Source organism: Streptomyces sp. NPDC002835 (assembly GCF_053591995.1).
In genome coordinates, this window is sequence record NZ_JBSFUW010000035.1 from 60,592 (window position 1) to 84,291 (window position 23,700).

24 protein-coding genes and 1 pseudogene are annotated in these 23,700 nt (G+C 72.7%); 8 read left to right on the top strand and 17 right to left on the bottom strand.

What is annotated here, in order from left to right; translation table 11 throughout:
- Positions 1-21: 21 nt before the first annotated feature.
- A pseudogene (locus ACWD01_RS29305) lies at positions 22-625 on the bottom strand (aldo/keto reductase); the annotation flags it as partial.
- 148 nt (positions 626-773) lie between these two features.
- Positions 774-1,454, bottom strand: coding sequence for an alpha/beta hydrolase (locus tag ACWD01_RS29310; protein ID WP_451165923.1), 681 nt, complete (start codon positions 1,452-1,454; stop codon positions 774-776).
- Between the two features lie 292 nt (positions 1,455-1,746).
- Here ACWD01_RS29310 and ACWD01_RS29315 point away from each other — a divergent pair, with 292 nt between their 5' ends.
- The 3 genes from ACWD01_RS29315 to ACWD01_RS29325 all read left to right on the top strand — a co-directional run bounded on the left by ACWD01_RS29315 (position 1,747) and on the right by ACWD01_RS29325 (position 4,293).
- The gene (locus tag ACWD01_RS29315) at positions 1,747-2,883 is read left to right on the top strand and encodes an adenosine deaminase (RefSeq protein ID WP_451165880.1); all 1,137 of its coding nucleotides are present in this window, start codon (positions 1,747-1,749) and stop codon (positions 2,881-2,883) included.
- A gap of 142 nt (positions 2,884-3,025) precedes the next feature.
- On the top strand, positions 3,026-3,427 hold the full coding sequence (locus ACWD01_RS29320; RefSeq protein ID WP_451165881.1) for an ATP-binding protein: 402 nt from the start codon (positions 3,026-3,028) through the stop codon (positions 3,425-3,427).
- A 98-nt stretch (positions 3,428-3,525) separates the two neighbouring features.
- Positions 3,526-4,293: a hypothetical protein gene (locus ACWD01_RS29325; protein ID WP_451165882.1), complete on the top strand. Its 768-nt coding sequence runs from the start codon at positions 3,526-3,528 to the stop codon at positions 4,291-4,293.
- A gap of 18 nt (positions 4,294-4,311) precedes the next feature.
- Here ACWD01_RS29325 and ACWD01_RS29330 read toward each other — a convergent pair whose 3' ends face one another.
- The 5 genes from ACWD01_RS29330 to afsQ1 all read right to left on the bottom strand — a co-directional run bounded on the left by ACWD01_RS29330 (position 4,312) and on the right by afsQ1 (position 8,254).
- Positions 4,312-4,512 carry a PspC domain-containing protein gene (locus ACWD01_RS29330; protein ID WP_451165884.1) on the bottom strand — a complete coding sequence of 67 codons (201 nt, stop codon included), beginning with the start codon at positions 4,510-4,512 and terminating at the stop codon, positions 4,312-4,314.
- Between the two features lie 91 nt (positions 4,513-4,603).
- On the bottom strand, positions 4,604-5,191 hold the full coding sequence (locus tag ACWD01_RS29335) for a VanZ family protein (protein WP_451165885.1): 588 nt from the start codon (positions 5,189-5,191) through the stop codon (positions 4,604-4,606).
- Between the two features lie 90 nt (positions 5,192-5,281).
- Complete coding sequence (locus ACWD01_RS29340) at positions 5,282-5,986, bottom strand: hypothetical protein (protein ID WP_451165886.1); 705 nt, start codon at positions 5,984-5,986, stop codon at positions 5,282-5,284.
- On the bottom strand, positions 5,983-7,545 hold the full coding sequence (locus ACWD01_RS29345; RefSeq protein ID WP_451165888.1) for an ATP-binding protein: 1,563 nt from the start codon (positions 7,543-7,545) through the stop codon (positions 5,983-5,985). The genes ACWD01_RS29340 and ACWD01_RS29345 overlap by 4 nt, the downstream gene beginning before the upstream one ends.
- 31 nt (positions 7,546-7,576) lie before the next feature.
- Positions 7,577-8,254, bottom strand: a complete 678-nt coding sequence (gene afsQ1 / locus ACWD01_RS29350; protein ID WP_175257369.1) for a two-component system response regulator AfsQ1 — start codon at positions 8,252-8,254, stop codon at positions 7,577-7,579.
- 181 nt (positions 8,255-8,435) lie between these two features.
- Here afsQ1 and ACWD01_RS29355 point away from each other — a divergent pair, with 181 nt between their 5' ends.
- Positions 8,436-9,200: a SigE family RNA polymerase sigma factor gene (locus tag ACWD01_RS29355; protein ID WP_451165890.1), complete on the top strand. Its 765-nt coding sequence runs from the start codon at positions 8,436-8,438 to the stop codon at positions 9,198-9,200.
- Between the two features lie 282 nt (positions 9,201-9,482).
- Here the strand turns inward: ACWD01_RS29355 and ACWD01_RS29360 are convergent, their stop codons facing one another.
- Positions 9,483-10,112 (bottom strand): uridine kinase family protein, encoded by a 630-nt coding sequence (locus tag ACWD01_RS29360; protein ID WP_451165891.1) that lies wholly within the window; start codon positions 10,110-10,112, stop codon positions 9,483-9,485.
- Positions 10,113-10,231: 119 nt separating this feature from the next.
- On the opposite strand from ACWD01_RS29360, the gene ACWD01_RS29365 reads away from it, so the two are divergent.
- On the top strand, positions 10,232-10,618 hold the full coding sequence (locus ACWD01_RS29365) for a hypothetical protein (protein ID WP_451165893.1): 387 nt from the start codon (positions 10,232-10,234) through the stop codon (positions 10,616-10,618).
- 101 nt (positions 10,619-10,719) lie between these two features.
- Here ACWD01_RS29365 and ACWD01_RS29370 read toward each other — a convergent pair whose 3' ends face one another.
- From ACWD01_RS29370 to deoC, 3 genes are read right to left on the bottom strand one after another with little or no spacing between them, the layout of a single operon-like run.
- Positions 10,720-11,613 (bottom strand): aldehyde dehydrogenase family protein, encoded by an 894-nt coding sequence (locus tag ACWD01_RS29370; RefSeq protein WP_451165895.1) that lies wholly within the window; start codon positions 11,611-11,613, stop codon positions 10,720-10,722.
- Complete coding sequence (locus ACWD01_RS29375) at positions 11,613-13,070, bottom strand: aldehyde dehydrogenase family protein (RefSeq protein WP_451165896.1); 1,458 nt, start codon at positions 13,068-13,070, stop codon at positions 11,613-11,615. The genes ACWD01_RS29370 and ACWD01_RS29375 overlap by 1 nt, the downstream gene beginning before the upstream one ends.
- Positions 13,071-13,075: 5 nt before the next feature.
- Positions 13,076-14,029 (bottom strand): deoxyribose-phosphate aldolase, encoded by a 954-nt coding sequence (deoC, locus tag ACWD01_RS29380; protein ID WP_451165898.1) that lies wholly within the window; start codon positions 14,027-14,029, stop codon positions 13,076-13,078.
- Between the two features lie 138 nt (positions 14,030-14,167).
- On the opposite strand from deoC, the gene ACWD01_RS29385 reads away from it, so the two are divergent.
- On the top strand, positions 14,168-14,800 hold the full coding sequence (locus tag ACWD01_RS29385; RefSeq protein WP_451165899.1) for a PH domain-containing protein: 633 nt from the start codon (positions 14,168-14,170) through the stop codon (positions 14,798-14,800).
- A gap of 34 nt (positions 14,801-14,834) precedes the next feature.
- Here the strand turns inward: ACWD01_RS29385 and ACWD01_RS29390 are convergent, their stop codons facing one another.
- The 3 genes from ACWD01_RS29390 to ACWD01_RS29400 form a co-directional block, all read right to left on the bottom strand.
- On the bottom strand, positions 14,835-16,484 hold the full coding sequence (locus tag ACWD01_RS29390) for a phospho-sugar mutase (protein ID WP_451165901.1): 1,650 nt from the start codon (positions 16,482-16,484) through the stop codon (positions 14,835-14,837).
- Between the two features lie 531 nt (positions 16,485-17,015).
- Positions 17,016-17,846: a purine-nucleoside phosphorylase gene (locus tag ACWD01_RS29395; RefSeq protein WP_451165902.1), complete on the bottom strand. Its 831-nt coding sequence runs from the start codon at positions 17,844-17,846 to the stop codon at positions 17,016-17,018.
- Between the two features lie 124 nt (positions 17,847-17,970).
- A complete protein-coding gene (locus tag ACWD01_RS29400; RefSeq protein ID WP_451165904.1) occupies positions 17,971-18,408 on the bottom strand; it encodes a gamma-glutamylcyclotransferase in 438 nt (145 codons plus the stop codon).
- Between the two features lie 236 nt (positions 18,409-18,644).
- On the opposite strand from ACWD01_RS29400, the gene ACWD01_RS29405 reads away from it, so the two are divergent.
- Entirely contained in the window at positions 18,645-20,084 is a 1,440-nt protein-coding gene (locus tag ACWD01_RS29405; RefSeq protein WP_451165906.1) for an NAD(P)H-quinone dehydrogenase, read from the top strand.
- A gap of 181 nt (positions 20,085-20,265) precedes the next feature.
- A complete protein-coding gene (locus ACWD01_RS29410; RefSeq protein ID WP_451165925.1) occupies positions 20,266-21,150 on the top strand; it encodes a DeoR/GlpR family DNA-binding transcription regulator in 885 nt (294 codons plus the stop codon).
- 360 nt (positions 21,151-21,510) lie between these two features.
- Here the strand turns inward: ACWD01_RS29410 and ACWD01_RS29415 are convergent, their stop codons facing one another.
- The 3 genes from ACWD01_RS29415 to ACWD01_RS29425 are packed head-to-tail and all read right to left on the bottom strand — an operon-like array spanning position 21,511 to position 23,447.
- Positions 21,511-22,074 (bottom strand): TetR/AcrR family transcriptional regulator, encoded by a 564-nt coding sequence (locus tag ACWD01_RS29415; protein ID WP_451165908.1) that lies wholly within the window; start codon positions 22,072-22,074, stop codon positions 21,511-21,513.
- A 20-nt stretch (positions 22,075-22,094) separates the two neighbouring features.
- Positions 22,095-23,048 carry a hypothetical protein gene (locus tag ACWD01_RS29420; protein ID WP_451165910.1) on the bottom strand — a complete coding sequence of 318 codons (954 nt, stop codon included), beginning with the start codon at positions 23,046-23,048 and terminating at the stop codon, positions 22,095-22,097.
- A 3-nt stretch (positions 23,049-23,051) separates the two neighbouring features.
- Positions 23,052-23,447: a hypothetical protein gene (locus tag ACWD01_RS29425; protein WP_451165911.1), complete on the bottom strand. Its 396-nt coding sequence runs from the start codon at positions 23,445-23,447 to the stop codon at positions 23,052-23,054.
- Between the last annotated feature and the right edge of the window lie 253 nt (positions 23,448-23,700).

A 23,700-nucleotide genomic window follows, 5' to 3' on the forward strand; every position in this document is an offset into this window, starting at 1 on the left:
CCGCCCGGCCCCGGTAACCCGTCAGTGCACCCCGTCGAGCCGGGCCCGCTGATCGGCCGTCAGTTCCAGGTCCACCGCGGCCAGGTTCTCGTCCAGCTGCGCCACCGAGGACGCGCCCGCCAGCGGGATCACCGGGAGCGGGCCGCCCATCTGCCACGCCAGCACCACCTGGTTCACGCTCGCCCCGGTCTCCTTCGCGACCTCGCGCAGCACCGCGAGGCGGGCGGGCGTGCCCGGGTGGTCGTAGTCCGGCGGCAGCGGCTTGTCCTCGCGGACGTACGCCCCGCCCAGCAGCGGCGAGTACGCGACCAGGGTGAGCCCCGGCTCCGCCCGCAGATAGCTCATCACCTCGGCGCCCGCGTCGCCCAGGCTGCCGTCCTCGAAGAGCCCCGACGGGACGTCCGTGCGCGGCCGCAGATGGCTGTGCTGGTACTGGAGGACCTCGTAGCCGGCCAGTCCGGCCGCCGCCGCGAGGGCGCGGGCGCGCTCGACCCGCCAGATCGCGTGGTTGCTCGCCCCGGCGCCCCACCGTGCCCTCCGCCACCAGCTCCCCGAAGGCCCCGACGGTCTCCTCCGGGGCGACGGACCGGTCCTCGATGTGCGCGTACAGCAGGTCCAGCTGGGCGGAGCCTCGACAAGGGGGCACGTTCCATCCCCGCCGGCGCTTGAGGCGCGGGTCCGGGCAGAGCCCGGTTGCGGGAAGGTGGGGGTCCCCCCGCGGCCGCCAGGCCGCAGGGGGAGGGTAGGGGAACAAGCCCGCCGCAGGCGCCGCGTCACGCCCGCAGCGACCTCCCGAAGCCCGCCGCCAGCGGCATCCGCAGGCCCAGCGGCGGCGGCGCCGCCAGCGCGTCCGCGACGGGCCGCGCGTACAGCCCCGTGAAGAGCGAGCCGCGCACGAAGTCCACGGCCAGACCGTGCACTTCCGCCTGGTACTGCCGCAGCGCGTGCCCGTCCGAGTGCACCTCGAAGCGGCAGATGTCCCGGTGGGACTTCTTGGCGCGCTCGGCGAGCCGGTAGGACAGCTCCGGGTCGGTGCGCGCGTCGTTCGTGCCGTGCACGATCAGCACCCGCCGGTCCACCAGCTGATCCACCGGCTCCGGCTCCGCCGCCATGTCGTCCTCCGGCAGCCACGGCGCCAGCGCCAGCACGGAGTTGACCGCGGGATGGCCCGCCGCGCGCAGCGCGGCCCGGCCGCCCATGCCGTGGCCCGCCAGGCACACCGGCACGTCGCCGTAGCGGCGTACGACCTCCTCGACCGCCCACGCCGCGTCCGCGGCGAGCTGCGCGTCCGGGCCGTTCCAGCCCCGGCCGCGGTAGCGGACGCTGTGCACGGTCAGGCCGTCGTCGCGCCCCGCCCTGGCCAGCGTGCGGCCCAGCGGCAGCACCGCGGCGTACGACAGGGCCGACGCCCGGCGTGCCGACTCCGGCTCGCCGTCCGGCAGGAGCAGCACCACACCGGCCACCGCCGAGTCGCTGCCGCCGCCCAGGAAGACGGAGCGCCGCGGCAGGCTGCCCAGCCTCGCCTGCGGCGGTGTCCGTCCGCCTCGTTCCACGTGCGCGACCGTCGCTTCACCGGCTGCGCCAGCGGCGGCCGGACGCCCCCACCACCGGGGCAGTGCGTGGTGTCCCATGGCAGAACAGTCTCAGAAGGCGAGGTGTACGCCACTCGTACGCACGGTCACTGTTACGTATCGACAGGCGGTCCGAGGGGGCGCGCTCTACGCGCGTAGGCGCTAGAGTGCGCAGATGACGAGCCAGACCCTCAATTCGCCCACCGCGGACCAGATCCGCCGCGCCCCGAAGGTGCTGCTCCACGACCACCTCGACGGTGGTCTGCGGCCCGGCACGATTATCGACCTCGCCCGTGACGCGGGCTACGAGGCACTGCCGGAGACCGAGCCCGACAAGCTCGGCATCTGGTTCCGGGAAGCCGCCGACTCCGGCTCGCTGGAGCGCTACCTGGAGACCTTCGCCCACACCTGCGCCGTCATGCAGAGCCGTGACGCGCTCTTCCGGGTGGCCGCCGAGTGCGCGCAGGACCTGGCGGAGGACGGCGTCGTCTACGCGGAGGTCCGCTACGCCCCCGAGCAGCACCTCGAAGCGGGGCTCAGCCTCGAAGAGGTCGTCGAGGCGGTCAACGACGGCTTCCGCGAGGGAGAGCGCCTGGCCAGGGCGGACGGCCACCGGATCAGGGTCGGCGCCCTGCTGACCGCGATGCGGCACGCCGCCCGCGCCCTGGAGATCGCAGAGCTCGCCAACGCCTACCGCGACAAGGGCGTCGTCGGCTTCGACATCGCCGGCGCGGAGGCCGGCTTCCCGCCCACCCGGCACCTCGACGCCTTCGAGTACCTCAAGCGCGAGAACAACCACTTCACCATCCACGCGGGCGAAGCGTTCGGCCTGCCGTCGATCTGGCAGGCCCTCCAGTGGTGCGGCGCCGACCGCCTCGGCCACGGCGTGCGGATCATCGACGACATTGAGGTCGCCGACGACGGCTCCGTGACGCTGGGCCGCCTCGCGTCGTACGTGCGGGACAAGCGCATCCCGCTGGAGATGTGCCCGACGTCCAACCTGCAGACGGGGGCCGCGGACTCGATCGCGCAGCACCCGATCGGGCTGCTGCGGAAGCTGCACTTCAGGACCACGGTCAACACCGACAACCGGCTGATGAGCGGCACCAGCATGAGCCATGAATTCGAGCTGCTGACCGAGGCGTTCGGATACACGCTCGACGACATGCAGTGGTTCACCGTCAATGCGATGAAGTCCGCGTTCATCCCTTTCGATGAACGACTGGCGATGATCAACGACGTGATCAAGCCCGGTTACGCCGAGCTCAAGTCCGAGTGGCTTTTCAAGCAGACCGCCACCACCGGAAATTGAGCGCCGGCGTCACCCGTACGCCGCCTACCCGAAACGGCCGGAGCCGTCAATGTCCGGCCGTTTCGCGGTGTTTGCGGCGGCTGTGCGAAGCTGGCTAGCTTGCAGAGCCGCTCATGTTCCCGTCCCCAAGGATTCGTTCCTGATGAAGCAGTCTGCTGCCAAGACCCTGGGTGTCGCCGCTCTCGGCGCCGCCTTCGCCGCCGCCGCCGCGGGGAGCGCCTCCGCGGCCTCCACGGTGCCCGCCCCGACCCAAGCGCTGGGCAACGTCTCCCACACGCTGCCGCTCAACGAGATCACCGGAAAGCTCCCGGCAGGCGCCGCCGAGACGCTGACCGGTGGTCAGGGCGCGATCACCGACAGCGCCTCCACCCTCCCCGCCTCCACCCTCCCCGCCACCGCACAGGGCGCCGTCGGCGAGGTCGCCCCGGCCGGCGCGACCGACCCGGTCGCCGGTCTGCTCGGCGGCCTCCCGGTGCTCGGCGGCGGCTCCCCCCTCGGCGCGCTGGGCGGCCTCCCGGTCAGCGGCCTGGTGCCCGGTCTCTGAGCCGGACGAGCTCGACGACACCGCCGCAGGGCGGCGTACGCGGGGCGCACACCCGGGCAGGGTGTGCGCCCCGCGGCGCTTGTGCCAGGATCGCCGCCATGCGAGCCACGACCACCGGACTTCGTGCACTCGGTGCCCTCTGCGCACTGCTGCTGGCCACGGCCGCCTGTACGGGACACGACCGCCCCGGCCCGGCCGGCGCCGCACCGGCGGGAACGGCCCCGGCCACCGGCGCCGGAGCGGCCAAGAGCGGCGACGACCGCCCGGGCGGCGACGCGTCCGTACCGCTCACCGCGCCCGAACTGGAGCGGGCGGCCCTGGCGACCGGCGATCTGCCGGGCTTCCAGGTCTCCGCCGGGCAGAGCGCGCTGGCGCCGGCGGGGCAGCCCCGCGCCGACAGGGCCGCGTGCCAGCCGCTGGCCGACGCCATGGGAGAAGAACCCGACCCGCGGGCCCGTCACACCGTCGGCCGGGGCCTCGGCTCGCTCGACAGCCTCGGCCTCGCCGTCTCGGCGTCACTCAGTTCGTACCGGGAGGCGGACGCCAAGGCACTGATCAAGGGTCTCGAAGCGGCGGTCGCCGCGTGCGGCGCCGGCTTCGTGGCGACACTGGACGGCCGCGGCGCCACCTACCGCCAGGTGAAGGCGGTGCCGTTCAGGGCCCGCGGCGCCGACGAGAGCGTCAGCTGGACCGCGGTCTCCTCCGACGAGGTGGCCGTCTCGCCCGTACATGTGGTCGTCGCCCGCTCGGGCGCGACCGTGGCCCGCTTCACGGCGTTCGACCTTGCGGGCCGCAAGCCGCCGCGGGTGCCCGAGGAGGTCGTCGGCGAACAGCTCGCGAAACTCGCGGGCCGGCTCGCCCGCTGACCGTCCCGGGGCGGCGGGTCACCAGGCCTCGGTGGCCGTCTTCTCCGCCGGCAGCAGTATCCACAGCGCCAGGTAGAGCAGGAACTGCGGGCCCGGCAGCAGACACGAGGCCACGAAGATCACGCGCATCGTGGTGGCCGACATACCGAAACGCCTGGCCAGCGCTGCGCACACGCCGCCGATCATGCGGCCGTCACGGGGGCGGGCAATTGCGGCCATGGTGGGCTCCTTCACGAGTGGTTTCCCGGGAGCCTCTCCGTGTGCTCCCGATGTATCCATGGTGACGTCGCGAAGGTGACGAAGCGTCGCTCTACGGGGCGATCCCGACCCTGGGAATCGTCGGGGTCGAGCCCTGAGCGCCCTCCTCACGGAGCACCACGCCGCGTCGTACCTCGCGCTCACGGCTGCGCGGCGCCGTCCCCGAGCGGGTGCGCAGCAGCCTGCGGCGCAGCCGGGCCCGGCCCGCGGGCACGACGGCGAGGTGGGCGAGCGCGACGCCCGCCGTGTTCAGCATCAGCGAGTCGACGTCGACGACCTGGCCGGGCACGCCGGTCTGCAGCAGCTCGATCCCGAGCGACATCAGCGCGCCCGCGGCCACCGTGCGGCTCAGCGACGCCCACGGGGACACCGCGAGCCGGCCGCTCACCATGGGCAGCAGGATCCCGAGAGGCGCCAGCAGCAGCAGCCCGCCGCCGATCCGCCGGACGGCCTCCACGGGCCCCAGCTCGAGAGCGCCCCTGATCCCGGCGAACGGTTCCAGATTCGCCGCCGTCACCCACATGACGTCGAGTGGCCGCAGCGTCAGCCAGGACACGAGCAGCAGATGGACGAGGAGGAGGGCGACCCCCGCCGCGCGGAAGCTGATGGCGGCACTGCCGCCCGAACCTTGACGCTGCACGCACCCCTAGACGCACACACGCCGCGAAACGGTTCCGCAGGGTTCCGGTACGGATTCCGGCGTGATCTCCGGCGCGGTGGGCGAGTGCCGCTACGAGGCCGCCGGGGCCGGTGAGGGCAGTGCGCTCAGCGTGGGCACCGCGCCCTCCGGCCGCTCCTTGGTGAGCGCCGAGCAGGCGTACGCGCGCGGCGCGTAGTCCCCCGGCCCGCCGAGCACCACGGCGCCGCCCTCCCCGGCGGCCCGGCTCTCCGCCAGGGTGCACACGATCTGGGCCAGCGCCGGCGTCGGCAGATCCTCAGGCTGGCGGCTCAGCCGCAGGGTCCCCGCCGGGTCACCGGCCCTGGCGCCGTCCACCCGCAGCGGCCCGCGGACGTGCGTCGCGAAGCCCGCCTCCTGCTCCGGCCGTGAGGGCTCCTCCAGCAGCTCGTCCAGGACAGCCCGCGCGAACTCGGCCGGGCTCTCGGCGGCCCCGCTCCCGACGATCCGGGCCGTACGGTCGACGGGCACCAGCTGAGTGGCGCACATCAGGTACACACGGACCGGCACACCCTGCTCCTGCGCCTGCGGGCTGATGCTCGCGCCGGACACCTCGCACGGGACCCGCGAGGGCGCCGCCCCCGCGTCCACCGGCACCTGGGTGGTCCTGATCCCGCACCCGCCGAGGGCCAGCACCAGGGCCACCAGGGCGGCGGCCGCCGCCGGACCGCGCCCGCCGCGGCGGCGCCGGAGCGCGGCGCCGGTCCCGTACGCGGCACGCGCGCTGCCTATGACGGCCCCCGTCCCCACCGCTGTCACAGCGCGTCTTCCTCTCCCCGCTCGTCGCTCTCGTCCGTCCCCGTGCCGTCCGCGCCGCCGGGCAGCGACGAGACGTCGCGCGGCAGCCGCAGCACGAACACCGCGCCGTCACCGTCGGGGGAGTTCGCCGCGGTGATGTCGCCGCCGTGGATGTGCGCGTTCTCCATGGCGATCGACAGCCCGAGACCGCTGCCCTCGGAACGCGGCCGGGACGCGCTGGCCTTGTAGAACCGGTCGAACACGTGCGGCAGGACCTCTTCCGGAATGCCCGGGCCGTGGTCCCGTACCTCGATCACCAGCTCGTGGTCGGCCGGCCGCACGGACACCCGGACCGGGGAGCCGCCGTGCTTGAGCGCGTTGCCGATCAGATTGGCCAGGATCACGTCGAGCCGGCGCGGGTCGAGCCGCGCCATGATGCCGCGCTCCGCGTCCAGCTCCACCGCGTCCAGCCAGGCACGGGCGTCGATGCAGGCGGTGACCTGGTCGGCGACGTCCACCGTGTCCAGCACGAGCCGCGCGGTGCCCGCGTCGAAACGGGTCACCTCCATCAGGTTCTCCACCAGGTCGTACAGCCGCCGGGTCTCGCTGACCACCAGGTTGACGGCCGGGGCGATCATCGGGTCGAGGCTGTCCGCCTCGTCCTCCAGCACCTCGGTGACGGCGGTCAGCGCGGTCAGCGGCGTACGCAGCTCGTGCGACATGTCGGCGACGAAGCGCCGGCTCGACTCGTCGCGGGCGCTCATGTCGGCGACCTTCTTCTCCAGCGCCGCGGCCGTCTTGTTGAACGTCCGCGACAGCTCGGCCAGTTCGTCCGTGCCGGAGACCCGCAGCCGGGTGTCGAGCTTGCCCTCGCCGAGCTGCCTGGCCGCCTCGCCCAGCCGGTGCACCGGCCGCAGCACGGTCGTCGCCGCGGCCTGCGCGAGCAGCGCGGAGCCGATCAGGGCGAGCAGCGTGGCGATCCCCAGCGACCAGGCGAGCGAGTTGAGGTCCTGGCGCTCCTGGTCGAGCGACTTGAACATGTAACCGGTCGGCCCACCGCCGATGATCCGCGTGCCGCCCACCAGATACGGCGTGCCGCCGCGCTCGGTCCGCTGCCAGAACAGGTGGTACGGCACCGTGTTCCCCGCCGCGATCTGCTGCCGGTCGTCGACCGCGTCCCGCAGCGACTGCGGCACGTCCTCCATGGTGAAGGCGTCCTGGTCGGAGACGCCGACGATCGGCTTGCCCTCGGCCCGTTCGCCGACCAGCAGCACGCTGTAGCCCTTGTCGCCGTCCGCCATCCGCTCGGCCGTCCGCTGCAGATCGTCCGGCGTGGGCCGCAGCGGCAGCGCGGCGGCGTGGCTCTGCATGTCCTGCCGGAAGTCGTCGAGCGCCGCGTCCTGGGTACGGGTCAGCACCGCCTCCCGGTTGAGCCAGTACGCGATGCCGGACGCGGACACGGCCGCCGTGAGCGCGACGAGCCCGAAGACCACCACCAGGCGCAGCCGCAGACTGGTCACGCGGATCCCGGCGAGAATGCCGCGGCGCGGCCCACCGGCCTCGTCGGTGTCACGGCTCACCGGACGGTCCCGCCCTGGACGTGCGGTTCTCTCACTGCGGGACGTCCAGCCGGTAGCCCACGCCGCGCACCGTGCGGATCAGGGTCGGCGAGGACGGCACGTCCTCCACCTTCGCCCGCAGCCGCTGCACGCACGCGTCCACCAGACGGGAGTCACCGAGGTAGTCGTGCTCCCACACCAGCCGCAGCAGTTGCTGGCGCGACAGCGCCTGCCCCGGCCGGCGGCTCAGTTCCAGCAGGAGACGCAGCTCGGTCGGCGTGAGCTGCAGATCCTCGCCGTTCTTGGTGACCGTCATCGCGGAACGGTCGATCACCAGGGAGCCGAACGTCGCCGAATCGGTCGACTCCCGCTCGCCGCGCCGCAGCACGGCACGGATACGGGCGTCCAGCACCCGTCCCTGGACCGGTTTGACGACATAGTCGTCGGCGCCGGACTCCAGACCCACCACGACGTCGATGTCGTCGCTGCGGGCGGTCAGCAGGATGATCGGCAGCTGGTCGGTGCGCCTGATCCGGCGGCACACCTCGAAACCGTCGATCCCGGGCAGCATCACGTCCAGCACGATCAGGTCGGGCCGCTGCTCACGCAGCAGTTTCAGGCCGTCCTCTCCCGTCGCCGCGGTGGCCACTCGGTGGCCCTGGCGTGACAGCGAGAGTTCGAGGGCCGTGCGGATGGCGTCGTCGTCCTCGATCAGCAACAGGAAAGGCACGGGGGTCATTCTGGCCCATGGGGAGCCCCAGTTCGACTCCCCGGGGTCTCAGGACGGCAACGCACCCGACTCCTTTGCTTGTGACGCGCCTGTGACAGTCGGCGGACACCGCCATGAAACAGCCCCGGCAGAGTTCTCAGCACACCGAACGAAACAGACTCCACTCGACGGGGGGCGCGGGATGAACGCACTGCACAGCACCACCTCAAGCGCAGTTGTGACACGTCTCCACGACGTCGCCGTCGTGCGGAGCACCGAGAAGTCCGGCGCCGTGAACGGGCGGGGGTGCGTTCGCGGCGCCGGGCGTCAGCACAGGCCGTCGTCCGTGGAGCAGGTACGCAAGTCCTACATGGCGGTGGTTGACGCACCCACGGGGGGAAGCGGCGCCGCGTACGGGGAGATCACGGGGGAGCGGACGTCCTGCTCGGAGGCCGAGTTCACGGCCTACGTGCGGGAACGCCGCGCCTCCCTGTACGCGACGGCCTACCACCTGACCGGTGACCGCTACGAGGCGGAGGACCTGCTGCAGAGCGCGCTCTTCTCCACGTACCGGGCCTGGGACCGGATCAGCGACAAGGCGGCGGTCGGCGGCTACCTGCGCCGCACGATGACGAATCTGCACATCAGCGCCTGGCGCCGGCGCAAGCTCAACGAGTACCCCACGGAGGAGCTGCCGGAGACGGTCGGCGATACCGACGCCATGCGGGGCACCGAGCTGCGCGCGGTCCTGTGGCAGGCGCTCGCCAGGCTCCCCGAACTCCAGCGCACGATGCTGGTCCTCCGCTACTACGAGGGCCGCACCGACCCGGAGATCGCGGACATCCTGGACATCAGTGTCGGCACGGTGAAGTCGAGCATCTGGCGGTCGCTCCGCCGGCTCCGCGAGGACGAGGTCCTCAGCTTCGGCCGTGACGAGGAAGAGTCCTTCGGCGAGCTGGTGGCCTGAAGGCAACGGGGGAAACACGGGGGCCGCCGTTTCGGGGGAGACGGCGGAAGGGATCCACGGGGGACACGGGGATCCACGGGGGGACGGAGCGGGGCCGGACAGACCGGGGGGTTCTGTCCGGCCCCGCTCCTGTGTCTACGGGCGGGTACGCGCGGGGTTTGCGGAGACGGGCCGGGACCGGGCCCCGACCGCGCCGGAAGCGTGAACCGGCGGGGCCGCCCTGCCGGTTCATGCCTCCGGTCGCCGGTGACGGCGAGGTGGCCCCGGGGAGCCCCCGGCGGGCTACGCCGCGGCGGGTGTGCGGCAGCGGCCCGCTGCCGCGGCCGCGAGGCGGCCGAGGGCCTCGGCCTTGCCGCAGGGGTGCGCGCCCAGCGCGGCCTGGCGGGCGACGATGCCGCGCTCCGCGCGCATCAGCCGCCAGCCGCGGCGCAGCAGGAACGGCACCGACTTGCGGCCCTCGCGCAGATCGCGCGCCAGCCGGCGGCGGAACGTCGTGGACGGCCGGCCGCGCAGGCACAGCGCGTCGGCCAGGACGCCCAGTTCCTCGCAGCGGCGCACGATGTCGGCCGCGAAGATGCCCTCCGCGACGAACAGCGGGGTGCGGTCGATGTCGAGCGTCTCCGTCCCGGTCCGGGAGCTGGTGGAGATGTCGTACACCGGCACGGTGGTCCGGCCGCTGCGGCACAGTTCCGCTATCGCCTCGACCGCGGCGTCCGCGTCCCAGGAGGACGACGAGTCCCAGTCGATGTCCGTGCTGCCCGTCACCAGGGGAAGCGTCGGATCGTTGCCCTCTTTGTAGAAGTCGTCCAGGCGCAGGACCGGCAGGCCGGTGCGGGCGGCGAGAGAGGACTTACCGGAACCGGAGGGGCCCGCGAGCAGCACGACGCGGGTCGGGATGGGTTGGGAACTCACGGGAGACAAGTGTGACGCATGAACGGCCCCCCGGAACCCCTCGGGCCCCCGGTTGGTACGAGCGTCACAGTCCCGGCTACTTCACGTACGCGTACGATCACACGATTGGTCAGGAAAACATGGCTCGTCACGCAGCTTCCAGGAACCAGCGGCGCGCACTGCTGCGCGCGGGACTCACCGTCGTGGCGGCGGGCGCCGCGCTCGGCGCGGGCGGAGCGGCGGCGCACGCCGCCCCCGCCGCCGGGGCGGACGCGGTCGCGGGCGGGCCGCTGGGGGCCGCGACGGGGCTGCTCACCAACTCGGTGAGCGGGGTGAGCGAGCTCAAGAGCCTCCAGCTCCACCCGCTGGCCAACACCGGCGTGGACCCGCTCGACAACGCGGTGGGCACCCAGGTCGCCGACTTCAAGCCGGTCAGCACCGCCTTCGCGACGGACAACATCACCAAGGGCCAGGCGCTCGAGGACCTGCCGGTCGCCGGTCCGGTCGTCGGCGGACTGCTGCCGTAGCCGACCCCGGGGAAGAAGCAACGAAGAAGCCAGGAAGAAGCCCCTGCCTCCGGACGGAGAGGCAGGGGCTTCGGCCCGTGGGCGTCAGTACGCAGTGGACGTCAGTACGCCGACCCGGACGCGCCGAGCGAACCGGTCGGGTGCCAGACCGTCTTGGTCTCCAGGAACGCCGTCAGACGGTGCGTGCCGGGGTCGGCCGAGAAATCCACAGCCTGTGGACGAAGGACGCGCTTGAGGTTGTCCGCGGCGGCGACCTCCAGCTCCTTCGCCAGCACCTCGTCGGCGCCGGTGAGGTCGATGCCGTTGACGTCCTGGTGCGCGGCCAGCGGCGCCGCGATCTCCGCCGTACGCCCCGAGAGGATGTTGACCACACCGCCGGGCAGGTCGGAGGTGGCGAGCACCTCGCCCAGCGACAGGGCCGGCAGCGGGGCCCTCTCCGAGGCGATCACCACGGCCGTGTTACCGGTCGCGACGACCGGGGCGACGACCGAGACGAGCCCGAGGAACGACGACTTCTGCGGCGCGACGACCGTCACCACGCCCGTCGGCTCCGGGGTGGACAGATTGAAGAACGGGCCCGCGACCGGGTTCGCCCCGCCCGCGATCTGGGCGATCTTGTCCGTCCAGCCCGCGTACCAGACCCAGCGGTCGATCGCCGCGTCGACGACGTCCGCCGCCTTCGACTTCGACAGGCCCTCGGACTGCGCGACCTCGCGGACGAACTGGTCCTTGCGGCCCTCCAGCATCTCCGCGATGCGGTAGAGGACCTGGCCGCGGTTGTACGCGGTCGCGCCCGACCAGCCGCCGAACGCCTTGCGCGCGGCGACGACCGCGTCACGCGCGTCCTTGCGGGAGGAGAGCGGCACGTTGGCCAGCCACTTGCCCTTTGCGTCGGTCACCTCGTACACCCGGCCGCTCTCGGAGCGGGGGAACTTGCCCCCGACGTACAGCTTGTAGGTCTTGAAGACGCTGAGTCGCCCGTCAACAGTGCTCATCAGTGCTCGCCCTCCGGGCTCGACGGGGCGAGGTACGCCTCCAGACCGTGACGGCCGCCCTCGCGGCCGAATCCCGACTCCTTGTAGCCGCCGAACGGCGAGGTCGGGTCGAACTTGTTGAACGTGTTGGCCCACACCACACCGGCGCGGAGCTTGTTCGCCACCGCGAGGATGCGGGAGCCCTTCTCCGTCCAGATGCCGGCGGACAGGCCGTACTGGCTGTTGTTCGCCTTGGCGACCGCCTCGTCCGGGGTGCGGAACGTCAGCACGGACAGCACCGGGCCGAAGATCTCGTCGCGGGCGATCCGGTGCGCCTGGGTGACGTTCGTGAACAGCGTCGGCGCGAACCAGTAGCCGGAGGCCGGCAGCTCGCACGCCGGGGACCAGCGCTCCGCGCCCTCCGCCTCGCCGGCCTCGACGAGCGTGGTGATCCGGGAGAGCTGCTCCGGGGAGTTGATCGCGCCGATGTCGGTGTTCTTGTCCATCGGGTCGCCGAGGCGCAGCGTGGACAGCCGGCGCTTGAGCGCGTCGAGCAGCTCGTCCTGGATCGACTCCTGGACCAGCAGGCGCGAGCCCGCGCAGCAGACCTGGCCCTGATTGAAGAAGATGCCGTTGACGATGCCCTCGACTGCCTGGTCGAGGGGGGCGTCGTCGAAGACGATGTTGGCGCCCTTGCCGCCCAGTTCCAGGGTGACCTTCTTGCGCGTGCCGGCGATCTCGCGCGCGATGGCCTTGCCGACCGCGGTCGAGCCGGTGAAGGCGACCTTGTCCACATCGGGGTGGGCGACGAGCGCGGCGCCGGTGTCCCCGTAGCCGGGGAGGATGTTGACCACGCCGTTCGGCAGGCCGGCCTGGCGGCAGATGTCCGCGAAGAACAGGGCGGACAGCGGCGTCGTCTCGGCGGGCTTCAGGACCACCGTGTTGCCGGTGGCCAGTGCCGGGGCGATCTTCCACGCGAGCATCAGCAGCGGGAAGTTCCACGGGATGATCTGGCCGGCGACGCCCAGCGGGCGCGGGTCCGCGCCGTAGCCGGCGTGGTCGAGCTTGTCGGCCCAGCCCGCGTAGTAGAAGAAGTGCGCGGCGACCAGCGGGAGGTCCGCGTCGCGGGTCTCCTTGATCGGCTTGCCGTTGTCCAGGGTCTCCAGGACGGCCAGCTCACGGCTGCGCTCCTGGATGATCCGGGCGATACGGAACAGGTACTTGGCGCGCTCCCGGCCGGGCAGCGCCGACCACTTGCCGAACGCCTTGCGGGCGGCCTTCACCGCGCGGTCCACGTCCTCCGCGCCGGCGCGGGCGACCTCGGAGAGGACCTCCTCGCTGGACGGCGAGACGGTCTTGAAGACCTTGCCGTCGGCGGCGTCGGTGAACTCGCCGTCGATGAACAGCCCGTACGACGGGGCGATGTCGACGATCGACCGCGATTCGGGTGCGGGTGCGTATGCGAATACGGAAGCCATGATGATCAGTCCACCGTCACGTAGTCAGGGCCGGAGTAGCGGCCGGTCGCCAACTTCTGCCGCTGCATCAGCAGGTCGTTGAGCAGGCTCGACGCGCCGAAGCGGAACCAGTGGCTGTCCAGCCAGTCCTCGCCCGCGGTCTCGTTCACCAGGACCAGGAACTTGATCGCGTCCTTGGCGGTACGGATGCCGCCGGCGGGCTTCACGCCCACCTGTACCCCAGTCTGCTCCCGGAAGTCCCGGACGGCCTGAAGCATCAGCAGGGTGTTCGCCGGGGTCGCGTTCACCGCCACCTTGCCGGTCGACGTCTTGATGAAGTCCGCGCCGGCGATCATGCCGAGCCACGAGGCACGGCGGATGTTGTCGTACGTGGAGAGCTCGCCGGTCTCGAAGATGACCTTGAGCCGGGCGCTGCCGGAGGCCTCCCGCACGGCGCGGATCTCCTCGTACACCTTCATGTAGTCGCCGGCCAGGAAGGCGCCGCGGTCGATCACCATGTCGATCTCGTCCGCCCCGGCGGCGACCGCGTCACGGACGTCCGCGATCTTCACCGGGAGGGCGGCGCGCCCGGCCGGGAAGGCGGTGGCCACGGAGGCGACCTTGACGGCGGAGCCCTTCAGGGCCTCCTTTGCGGTCGCCACCATGTCGGGGTAGACGCAGACCGCGGCGGTCGTCGGGGTGCTGCGGTCGGTGGGGTCGGGGTTGACGGCCTTGGCGGCGAGCGCCCGGACCTTGCCCGGGGTGTCCGCGCCTTCGAGCGTCGTCAGGTCGATCATGGAGATGGCCAGATCGATGGCGTACGCCTTGGCCGTTGTCTTGATGGAACGCGTACCGAGGGACGCCGCGCGAGCCTCCAGACCGACGGCGTCGACGCCGGGCAGCCCGTGCAGGAAGCGGCGCAGAGTGCTGTCGGACGCGGTCACGTCGGGGAACGCGGGTGCGGTGGTGGGCATGGTCACCAGATGAGCATATCTACGCGCGTAGCGACCTGTACAGGGGGTGAGGTGTGATGCGTGGCGTCCACCGCGCCGAGCCGTGGCCTCTCCCGGCACCGGCCCGTGGCGTCCGCCCGAGCCGCGTGCGGCAGAATCGGAACCATGACGAGCCCCCAGGAGCCAGCGCCCTCGACCGACAGCGACCGGGTCTTCCGCTCGTCCGCCGGAATGGCGGGCGGCGGGCTGCTGCTCGTGTTCATCGGCTGGATGGTCTTCGACGCCCTCGCACGCGGCGAGGGCCGCACCCCGTGGCTCGCCCTCGCCGGCGCACTGCTGGCGGTCCCGGTCGTCGTCGCGTTCAGCTTCCGGCCCGCGGTGTTCGTCGGCGAGGACCGCATCCGGATCAGGAACCCGTTCCGCAGTATCGTCCTGCCCTGGGGCGCGGTGACCGACGTCCGGGCCTCGTACTCGAGCGAGATCTTCACGCACGGCGGTGCGAAGTACCAGCTCTGGGCCATCCCCGTCTCGCTGCGCAAGCGCAAGGCCGCCGCGCGCAGACAGGGGCGGCCGGCCCCCGGCGCCCCGCGCGGCCGGACCTCCGCGCACGCCGGCATCCACGACGCCGGATCCCCGGCGTCCGCCGACCAGACCATCGCCGACCTGCGGGAACTGGCCGAACGCCGGTCGCGCGCGCCCGAGGCGCAGGGTGAGCCGCAGATCCGCTGGGCCTACGAGATCATGGCCCCGGCGGCGGCCGGAGCGGTCCTGCTGGCGACCCTGCTCGCCACCGGCTGACGGCCGGGCCGGGCCGGAACCCGGCCCGGACGCGTCAGATGCCCGCCGCCGCGGCCAGGTCCTCCTTGATGCGGGCCAGCACCGCCGCCGCGCGTTCGCGCGCCGGGCGCAGACCGCTCGCGTCGGCGACCGGCACCACGACCTCCAGATAGCACTTCAGCTTCGGCTCCGTACCGCTCGGACGCACGATCACACGGGCCTTGAACTCGCCCTCGAGGTAGTACCGCAGACCGTCGGTCGGCGGCAGCCTGTCCGTGCCCTGCGCCAGGTCCTCCGCGCCGGCCACCCGTAGCCCCGCCAGCTCCGTCGGCGGCTGCTCGCGCAGGGCGCGCATCGCGTTCGCGATGACGCCCAGGTCCTCGACCCGTACGGAGAGCTGGTCGGTCGCGTGCAGCCCGTGCTCGACGGCGAGGTCGTCGAGCAGGTCGTCGAGCGTACGGCCCCGCTCCTTCAGCTCGGAGACCAGCTCCGCGACGAGCAGCGCGGCCGTGATGCCGTCCTTGTCGCGGACGCCCTCGGGGTCGACGCAGTAGCCGAGCGCCTCCTCGTAGCCGTAGCGCAGGCCCTCGACGCGGGCGATCCACTTGAAGCCGGTGAGCGTCTCCTCGTGGCCGACGCCAGCGGCCGCGGCGATCCGGCCGAGGAGGGACGAGGAGACGATCGACTCGGCGAAGACCCCGGTCGCGCCCTTGTGGACCAGGTGCTCCGCCAGCAGCGCGCCGACCTCGTCGCCGCGGAGCATCCGCCAGCCCGCGTCGGCCGTCTCGTCGGGGACGGCGACGGCGCAGCGGTCGGCGTCCGGATCATTGGCGATCACCACGTCCGGCACGACGGCACGGGCCGCCTCGAACGCCAGGTCCATCGCCCCCGGCTCCTCCGGGTTCGGGAACGCCACCGTCGGGAACGCGGGGTCCGGGTCGGCCTGTTCCGCGACCAGCGCCGGCGCGGGGAAGCCCGCCCGGTGGAACGCGGCCGTCAGGACGTCCTTGCCGACGCCGTGCATCGCGGTGTACACGATGCGGGCGGTACGGGGCGAGCCGGCGGTCAGCACGGCGTCCGTACGGGCCAGATATGCGTCGACGACCTCGTCCCCGAGGGTCTCCCAGCCGTCCTCGGCGCGCGGTACGTCGTCGAGGCTGCGGATCGCGTCGATCTCGGCGGCGATCTCCGTGTCGGCGGGCGGCACGATCTGCGAGCCGTCGCCCAGGTACACCTTGTAGCCGTTGTCGCGCGGCGGGTTGTGGCTCGCGGTCACCTCGACACCGGCGACGGCGCCCAGCTGCCTTATGGCGAAGGCGAGCACCGGCGTGGGCAGCGGGCGCGGCAGCACGGCGGCGCGCAGACCGGCGGCGACCATGACGGCGGCGGTGTCGCGGGCGAAGTCCGCGGACCGGTAGCGGGCGTCGTACCCGACGACGACCAGCCCGCCCTCCTGGCCCCGCGCCTTCAGATAGGCCGCGAGCCCGGCGGCGGCGCGGATCACGACGGCCCGGTTCATCCGCATCGGCCCGGCCCCCAGCTCGCCGCGCAGCCCGGCGGTGCCGAACTGCAGCGTGCCGCTGAACCGGTCGGCCAGCGCGTCGAGATCCTGCGCGTCGATGAGCCCGCCGAGCTCGTCCCGGGTCTCACTGTCGGGGTCCTCCGCGAGCCATGCCTTGGCCCGAGCGATGAGGTCCTGGTGCACGGTTGGTCCGCCTCTCGTCTCTGCTACGTCGAGTGTGCGTGGTGGGTGGGCGTGGGGGTCGCGCCTGCGGCGGGCGTGTCCGGGGGCGCTGCGCCCGGGGCCCCCGCGCCTGAATCTCCCCCACGGCCTGGCGGCCGTGGGAGGTGCCCCCCAGCGGGGCTTGAGTTGCCCGGCCGCACGCCCCCGCGCCCAAACGGCCGCAGGGCTGGGAGCTTGCCGGTCTCGTCGGGGCTCCGCCCCGAGCCCCGCGCCTCAAACGCCGGCGGGGCTGGGTCTCCCGCCTCAGACTCCCCTACGGCCTGGCGGCCGTGGGTGGGGGTTCCTCCCACGCCGTCAGGCGTAGGGGGAGTGCCCCCAGCGGGGCTGGATGTGCCCGACCAGGGCTGGTTGCCGCGCAGCGGCATTTCCGGCCCGGCCTGGGGGCACCTCCCACGGCCGCCAGGCCGTAGGGGGAGTTCGAGGCCACCGCGCGGAGCCCGGGCCGTCCGCACCCGGGGTGGGCCCGGAAGACGTGCCCGGCGCGCCGCAGTGTCAGATGCGGTCCAGGACGCGCGTCAGCAGCGCTCCCATCCGGGCCGCCGAGTCGCGGCCCGCCTGGAGGACTTCCTCGTGGTTCAGGGGCTCGCCCGACAGGCCCGCCGCCAGGTTGGTGACCAGGGAGATGCCGAGGACCTCCGCGCCCGCCTCGCGTGCCGCGATCGCCTCGAGGACCGTGGACATGCCGACCAGGTCGCCGCCGAGCACGCGGACCATGTTGATCTCGGCCGGGGTCTCGTAGTGCGGGCCGGGGAACTGGACGTACACGCCCTCCTCGAGCGTGGCGTCCACCTCCTTGCACAGGGCGCGCAGGCGCGGCGAGTAGAGGTCCGTCAGGTCGACGAAGTTCGCGCCGATGATCGGGGACGCCGCCGTCAGGTTGATGTGGTCGCTGATCAGCACCGGCTGACCCGGGCGCATGCCCTCGCGCAGACCGCCGCAGCCGTTGGTCAGGATCACCGTCTTGCAGCCCGCGGCGACCGCGGTGCGCACGCCGTGGGAGACGGCGGCGACGCCGCGGCCCTCGTAGAAGTGCGTACGGCCCAGGAAGACGAGCGCGCGCTTCTGGCCGATGCGGTACGAGCGGATCTTGCCGCCGTGGCCCTCGACCGCGGGCGGCGGGAAGCCGGGCAGTTCGGTGACGGGGAACTCGGCCTCCGGGACGCCGAGCGCGTCGACGGCCGGAGCCCAGCCGGAGCCCATCACCAGTGCGACGTCGTGGGTCGCGGTGCCCGTCAGCTCGCGCAGGCGTGCGGCGGCGGCGTCGGCCGCGGCGTGTGGGTCGGCGAGTGCGCCGACGAGGTCCGGATTCACAGATGCGTTCACGCGGATGAGGGTAACCCGTCACTTCCTACGCGCGTAGATGACGCAGCCGACGGTCTTCGGATCGTTGTCTTGTTGTTTCCCACGAAGAGACGATTACCGGCCACACACAGCCGGCGGCCGCACCTCAGCAGGGCCGCTTGCGCAGCTCCATCACATAGTCGTGCGGCGCCCCCGCCGACTCCGCGGCGTCCGCGAGTTCGCCGAGGTAGCGCGCGGAGGGCAGGCCGCCCTCGTAGGCGTTCAGCACGTACATCCAGGCCGCCTCCTCGCCGTCCAGCGTGGCGACCCGGACCCGCATCCGCCGGTATATGTCGAGGCCGACGCCTTCCCAGCGGTCCATCGAGTCCTCGTCCATGGGCGCGATGTCGTACAGCGCGACGAAGACCTGCGAGCGCGGCGCCTCCACGATCGTGGCCAGCGCGCCCTCCCAGCCCATCGTTTCGCCGCCGAATGTCAGCCGCCAGCCGTTGAGCCAGCCGGTGCCGCGCAGCGGTGAGTGCGGGGCGCGGCGGGACATCAGCCGCGCGTCGAGGTTGCCGGCGTACGCGGCGTAGAGCGACATGGGGTCGAGGGTACGGGAGGGTGGCGGAGGACCGCCCGTTCCGCGTGGCGCGGCAGCCTACGGAGGGGGCTGAACATGCCAACGGTGGTGGTCGGGGCCGTACGGAGGCCCCGGGGGGAGAACGCCTGAACGATGCGGGACAATGAAGTACGTACTGCATGCCACCGGGGGCATCCCCGGAACCCCGGCAGAGCGGGCAGGCAGGCCGGGATCGACACTGCGAGGCGGACTTTTTCGTGACCCGGATCGTGATCATCGGCGGCGGACCCGGCGGGTACGAGGCGGCCCTCGTGGCCGCTCAGCTCGGCGCGGAGGTGACCGTCGTCGACTGCGACGGCCTGGGCGGGGCATCGGTGCTGACCGACTGCGTACCGTCGAAGACCCTGATCGCCACTGCCGAGGTCATGACGACCTTCGACTCCTCCTATGAGGAGCTCGGCATCATCGTGGCCGACGACACCCCGCACATCGAGCAGGCGGCCCGCGTCGTCGGCGTCGACCTGGGCAAGGTCAACCGCCGTGTGAAGCGCCTCGCGCTCGCGCAGTCCCACGACATCACCGCCTCCGTCACCCGGGCCGGCGCCCGCGTCATGCGCGGCCGCGGCCGGCTCGACGGGCAGCAGGCGACGGACGGCTCCCGCAAGGTGATCGTCCGCGCGGCCGACGGCACGGAGGAGACGCTCGTCGCGGACGCCGTGCTGATCGCGACCGGCGGCCACCCGCGGGAGATCCCCGACGCCAAGCCCGACGGCGAGCGCATTCTCAACTGGACGCAGGTGTACGACCTGGACGAGCTCCCCGAGGAGCTCATCGTGGTCGGCTCCGGCGTCACCGGCGCCGAGTTCGCGGGCGCCTACCAGGCGCTCGGCTCCCGGGTCACCCTCGTCTCCTCCCGCGACCGCGTGCTGCCCGGCGAGGACCCGGACGCGGCCGCCGTCCTCGAGGACGTCTTCCGCCGCCGCGGCATGAACGTCATGGCCCGCTCCCGCGCCGAGTCCGCCAAGCGCGTCGGCGACCGGGTGGAGGTCACGCTCTCCGACGGCCGCGTCATCTCCGGCACGCACTGCCTGATGGCCGTCGGCGCCATCCCGAACACCGCGGGCATGGGCCTGGAGGAGGCGGGCGTCCGGCTCAAGGACTCCGGCCACATCTGGACCGACCGGGTGTCCCGTACGTCGGCGCCCGGCGTGTACGCCGCCGGTGACGTCACCGGCATCTTCGCCCTCGCGTCCGTCGCGGCGATGCAGGGCCGTATCGCGGTCTACCACTTCCTCGGCGACGCGGTCACCCCGCTCAACCTGAAGACCGTGTCGTCCAACGTCTTCACCGACCCCGAGATCGCGACGGTCGGCTACAGCCAGGCCGACGTCGACGCCGGCAAGATCGACGCCCGCGCCGTCAAGCTGCCGCTGCTGCGCAACCCGCGCGCCAAGATGCAGGGCATCAGGGACGGCTTCGTCAAGATCTTCTGCCGGCCGGGCACGGGGATCGTCGTCGGCGGCGTGGTCGTCTCGCCCCGTGCGTCGGAACTGATCCATCCCATCTCGATCGCGGTCGACAACAACCTGACGGTCGAGCAGATCGCGAAGGCGTTCACGGTCTATCCGTCCCTGTCGGGCTCGATCGCCGAGGTGGCACGCCAGTTGCACACCCGGAAGACGGCGGACGAGGGGTAAAACCCGGCGAACCCAGGGCACTCCGCCCGGGAGCCGATCAACTAAGAGGCCGCCTATACCACTTGGCGGCCTCTTAAGTGCGCAATTTCCGCTATCCGGCGCATAGAGCTGAAAACTGACGGGCGGTGGGGTTACTGTCAGTTTCGTGTTCGCTGCAGAACGTCGCCAATTGATCCTCGAAATGGTGCGCGCCAACGGGGCCGTGTCGCTCCGTGAGCTCGCCCGCGTCGTCCAGACCTCAGAAGTGACCGTACGGCGTGACGTGCGGGCACTGGAGGCAGAAGGACTCCTCGACCGCCGGCACGGCGGTGCGGTACTGCCGGGCGGTTTCACCCGCGAATCCGGCTTCCCGCAGAAATCCCTGTCCGCGATCGCCGAGAAGACGGCCATCGCCGACCTCGCGGCGGCCCTCGTAGAAGAGGGCGAGGCCATCGTGGTCGGCGCCGGGACGACGACGCAGGAGCTGGCCCGCCGGCTCGCCCGCGTCCCCGGCCTCACCGTGGTCACCAACTCCCTGCTGGTCGCCCAGGCGCTCGCGCACGCCAACCGGGTCGAAGTCGTCATGACGGGCGGGACGTTGCGCGGCTCCAACTACGCGCTCGTCGGAAGCGGCGCCGAGCAGTCCCTCCAGGGACTGCGGGTCTCCCGTGCGTTCCTCTCCGGGAGCGGGCTCACGGCCGAGCGCGGCCTGTCCACGTCCAACATGCTCTCCGCGAGCGTGGACCGGGCGCTGGTGCAGGCGGCGGCGGAGGTCGTGGTCCTCGCGGACCACACCAAGCTCGGCACGGACACGATGTTCCAGACCGTGCCGACCGACGTGATCACCCGCCTGGTGACGGACGAGCCGCCGGCGCACGACGAACGGGCGGCGACCGAGCTGCAGGCGCTGGCGGACCAGGGCGTGCAGATCGCGGTCGCCGGTGCGGGCGCGGCCGCGCCACGGCCCGAAGTGCCGCTGCCGGGCCAGCGGCGCACCCGTACGGGCCTCCGCACCGCGCCGGGCGCCCTCACCCCCGAACCGCTCCCGGACCGCCCGGCCCGCGTCGCCGACCTCCGCCGCCGCTGAGACCGCGGCCGCGGGAAGGCGTACCTCTCCACGCCGCCAGGCGTGGGGGACCGCTCCCGACCCGCACCGGCCCACCGGCAGTACCGAAAGGGCCGCCCCGGGGGAGGGGGAAGCGCAGGGGGTGTGTTCGGGACGTAAGGCGTCGTTGGACAGGGCGGGGCAGGTACGGGAAAGCAGTCCCGGACATGCCCCCGGAGCGGCACCCGGACGCAAGCAACCCCGGACCGGACCAGGTCCGGGCACGTAATCCGGCCCCGCCGGGCTACGCCTGGACGCGCGGCACCCGGACGCAAGCACACGGCCGGGCCACGCCCGGACGCGCGGCACAACGGACCGGGCCCGGGACCGGGGCGGGCCGGGCTACGCCCGGAGCCCCCGTAGCGTCAGCGTCAGCAGGCGGTCCGCCAGCTCCGGGTCCGTCGGGTCCTGCTCCGCCGCGAGGGCGATCGCGTTCGTCAGCTGCATCAGGTCGCCGATCGACACGTCCGCACGGACCGCGCCGGACGCCTGCGCCCGCCCCAGGAGGCGTTCGCCGGCGTCGCGCAGCGGGACGCTGCATGCCGACAGGGCCGAGTTCTCGTCGTGGGACGCGGACATCAGCGCCCGGGCCAGCCCGCGGTATTCACCCGCGTGAGTGATGAGGGAACGCAGCCACTCCACCAGCGCCGCGCACGGCTCCGGCGCGTCCGCCAGCTCGTGGGATCGTCTCAACAGGTCGGCCAGCGCCTCCTGGAACACCGCGTTCATCATGGCGTGGCGGGTCGGGAAGTGGCGGTACAGCGTGCCGATGCCCACGCCCGAGCGGCGGGCGATCTCCTCGAGCGACGCGTCGGTGCCGCGCTCCGCGAACGCGGCCCGCGCCTCGGTCAGCAGCCGTTCGTAGTTGCGGCGCGCGTCGGCGCGTTTGGGCCTCAAGTCGGTCACGTGGACAAGGATGCCGGACGTCACCGGGCGGGCGGCTGCGGTTGGCAGCACCCGGGCGGCGCCGGCTCCGCCCGGTGCGGCGCGAAGGCCGCGTCCGCCGCGGGCCGGTACGGCCGCCGGGACATCCGCGTCACGAGCAGCCACATCTCGCGCTCCTTGCCCAGGTCCTGCGGCAGTACGAGCCCCAGCGCGTCCGCCAGCGGCTTGCGACCGGTGTTCACCAGCGCCCGTACCGCGGCCGCCCACTCGTCCGTGGCGGCCACCGCGGCCCGGTACCAGACCGGGATCAGCAGGAGCAGCGCGGCCGCGGTGACGAGGAGCAGCGGTTCGTCCGGCTCGCGGGAGGCGAGCGCCGCCAGCGCCGCGGCGGCGGTGACGCCGTGCCCGTACAGGAGCGCCACGAAGAAGTCGGCGCTGCTGCGCGCGGTGTCGACCTGGCGGGCCATCTCTTTGGGGGCGGTGCCGGTGAGCTCGTTCCACAGGACCTGGGTGTCGAGCCGGTAGCGGTCGTACCCGTACTCCTCGAAGCGGCGGATGGCGTTGCCGAGCCGGGTGGGGGCGATCTGTTCGTCCGCGGCGGGGTAGCGGGCGAGGCGTTCGTGCAGCAGGGCGGCCTGGATCGGTGTCCCGGCGCCGGTCTGTTCGATGCGGGCGGCGATCCGCTCCCTGCGGGCGCGCTGGATGCGGCAGCCGCGGTCGTACGCGCGGCGCGGCCACAGCAGATAGCCCTCCAGCAGCCGGTAGAGGGGGGCCTGGAGGGCGTTGAGGACGAGCCCGAGCAGGACGGAGGCGACAAGGAGCAGCAGCATCGTGTGGGCGGAGGACGCCGGCCACAGCCGCTGCATGAGCGCCGTCCCCCGCAGGCTCGGTGCGACGGCGGTGAAGAAGACGGCGAGGTTGATCGCGGCGGGCAGCACCCAGCCCGCGACGAGCGACCAGCCGCCGCCGAGGACGCCTTTGGCGATGTCTCCCACGGCTCAGTCCCGGTCCCAGTCGTCGTCCGGGTCGAGGACCGGCCCGGGCGGGCCGACGTGCCAGTCCCCGGCGATCCGCGTGGCGGGGTCGGGGACCGTGGGGACGGCCTCGTAATCGTCCGGCTCGAGCACCGTGATCGTGCCGCCGTCCTGCCTCGAGGTCACCTCGGCCAGGATCCGAACGAGTTCCCCCGGCACAGGCGTGCCGTCGGCGGTCTCGGGGACGACGTCCGGTGTGCCGGAGGTGTGCCCGTCACGCCACTCGACGACCGACCGGGCGAGCCGCGCCGCGTCACCCTCCTCGGGGAGCAGCACGGTCACCGTGTTCGTGCCGTGCACCAGCCCGGTCTCCCAGCCGTTCCGCCTGAGCCAGGAGCGCAGTGAAAGGGCGGTGGGCATCAACGTGGGTTTGTGGTCCTCCACCCTGAGCCGGATCTCCATACAACGTCCCCCCGGTCCGTCGGCATCGTCTGGCAGGAGCAGCATAGGACGGCACAGCCGAAGGGCCCCCGGCGGCTGCCGGGGGCCCTTCTACGGACGGACGGGACGTCAGTCCTTGATCTCGCAGATGGTGGCGCCGGAGGTGAGCGACGCGCCGACCTCGGCGGCGAGGCCCTTGATGGTGCCGGAGCGGTGGGCGTTGAGGGGCTGT

Coding starts and splice junctions, on each gene's coding strand:
- ACWD01_RS29315 (WP_451165880.1), top strand. CDS start 1,747: ATGACGAGCCAGACCCTCAATTCGCCCACCGCGGACCAGATCCGCCGC.
- ACWD01_RS29320 (WP_451165881.1), top strand. CDS start 3,026: ATGAAGCAGTCTGCTGCCAAGACCCTGGGTGTCGCCGCTCTCGGCGCC.
- ACWD01_RS29325 (WP_451165882.1), top strand. CDS start 3,526: ATGCGAGCCACGACCACCGGACTTCGTGCACTCGGTGCCCTCTGCGCA.
- ACWD01_RS29330 (WP_451165884.1), bottom strand. CDS start 4,512: ATGGCCGCAATTGCCCGCCCCCGTGACGGCCGCATGATCGGCGGCGTG.
- ACWD01_RS29355 (WP_451165890.1), top strand. CDS start 8,436: ATGAACGCACTGCACAGCACCACCTCAAGCGCAGTTGTGACACGTCTC.
- ACWD01_RS29365 (WP_451165893.1), top strand. CDS start 10,232: ATGGCTCGTCACGCAGCTTCCAGGAACCAGCGGCGCGCACTGCTGCGC.
- ACWD01_RS29370 (WP_451165895.1), bottom strand. CDS start 11,613: ATGAGCACTGTTGACGGGCGACTCAGCGTCTTCAAGACCTACAAGCTG.
- ACWD01_RS29375 (WP_451165896.1), bottom strand. CDS start 13,070: ATGGCTTCCGTATTCGCATACGCACCCGCACCCGAATCGCGGTCGATC.
- ACWD01_RS29385 (WP_451165899.1), top strand. CDS start 14,168: ATGACGAGCCCCCAGGAGCCAGCGCCCTCGACCGACAGCGACCGGGTC.
- ACWD01_RS29400 (WP_451165904.1), bottom strand. CDS start 18,408: ATGTCGCTCTACGCCGCGTACGCCGGCAACCTCGACGCGCGGCTGATG.
- ACWD01_RS29410 (WP_451165925.1), top strand. CDS start 20,266: ATGGTGCGCGCCAACGGGGCCGTGTCGCTCCGTGAGCTCGCCCGCGTC.
- ACWD01_RS29425 (WP_451165911.1), bottom strand. CDS start 23,447: ATGCCCACCGCCCTTTCACTGCGCTCCTGGCTCAGGCGGAACGGCTGG.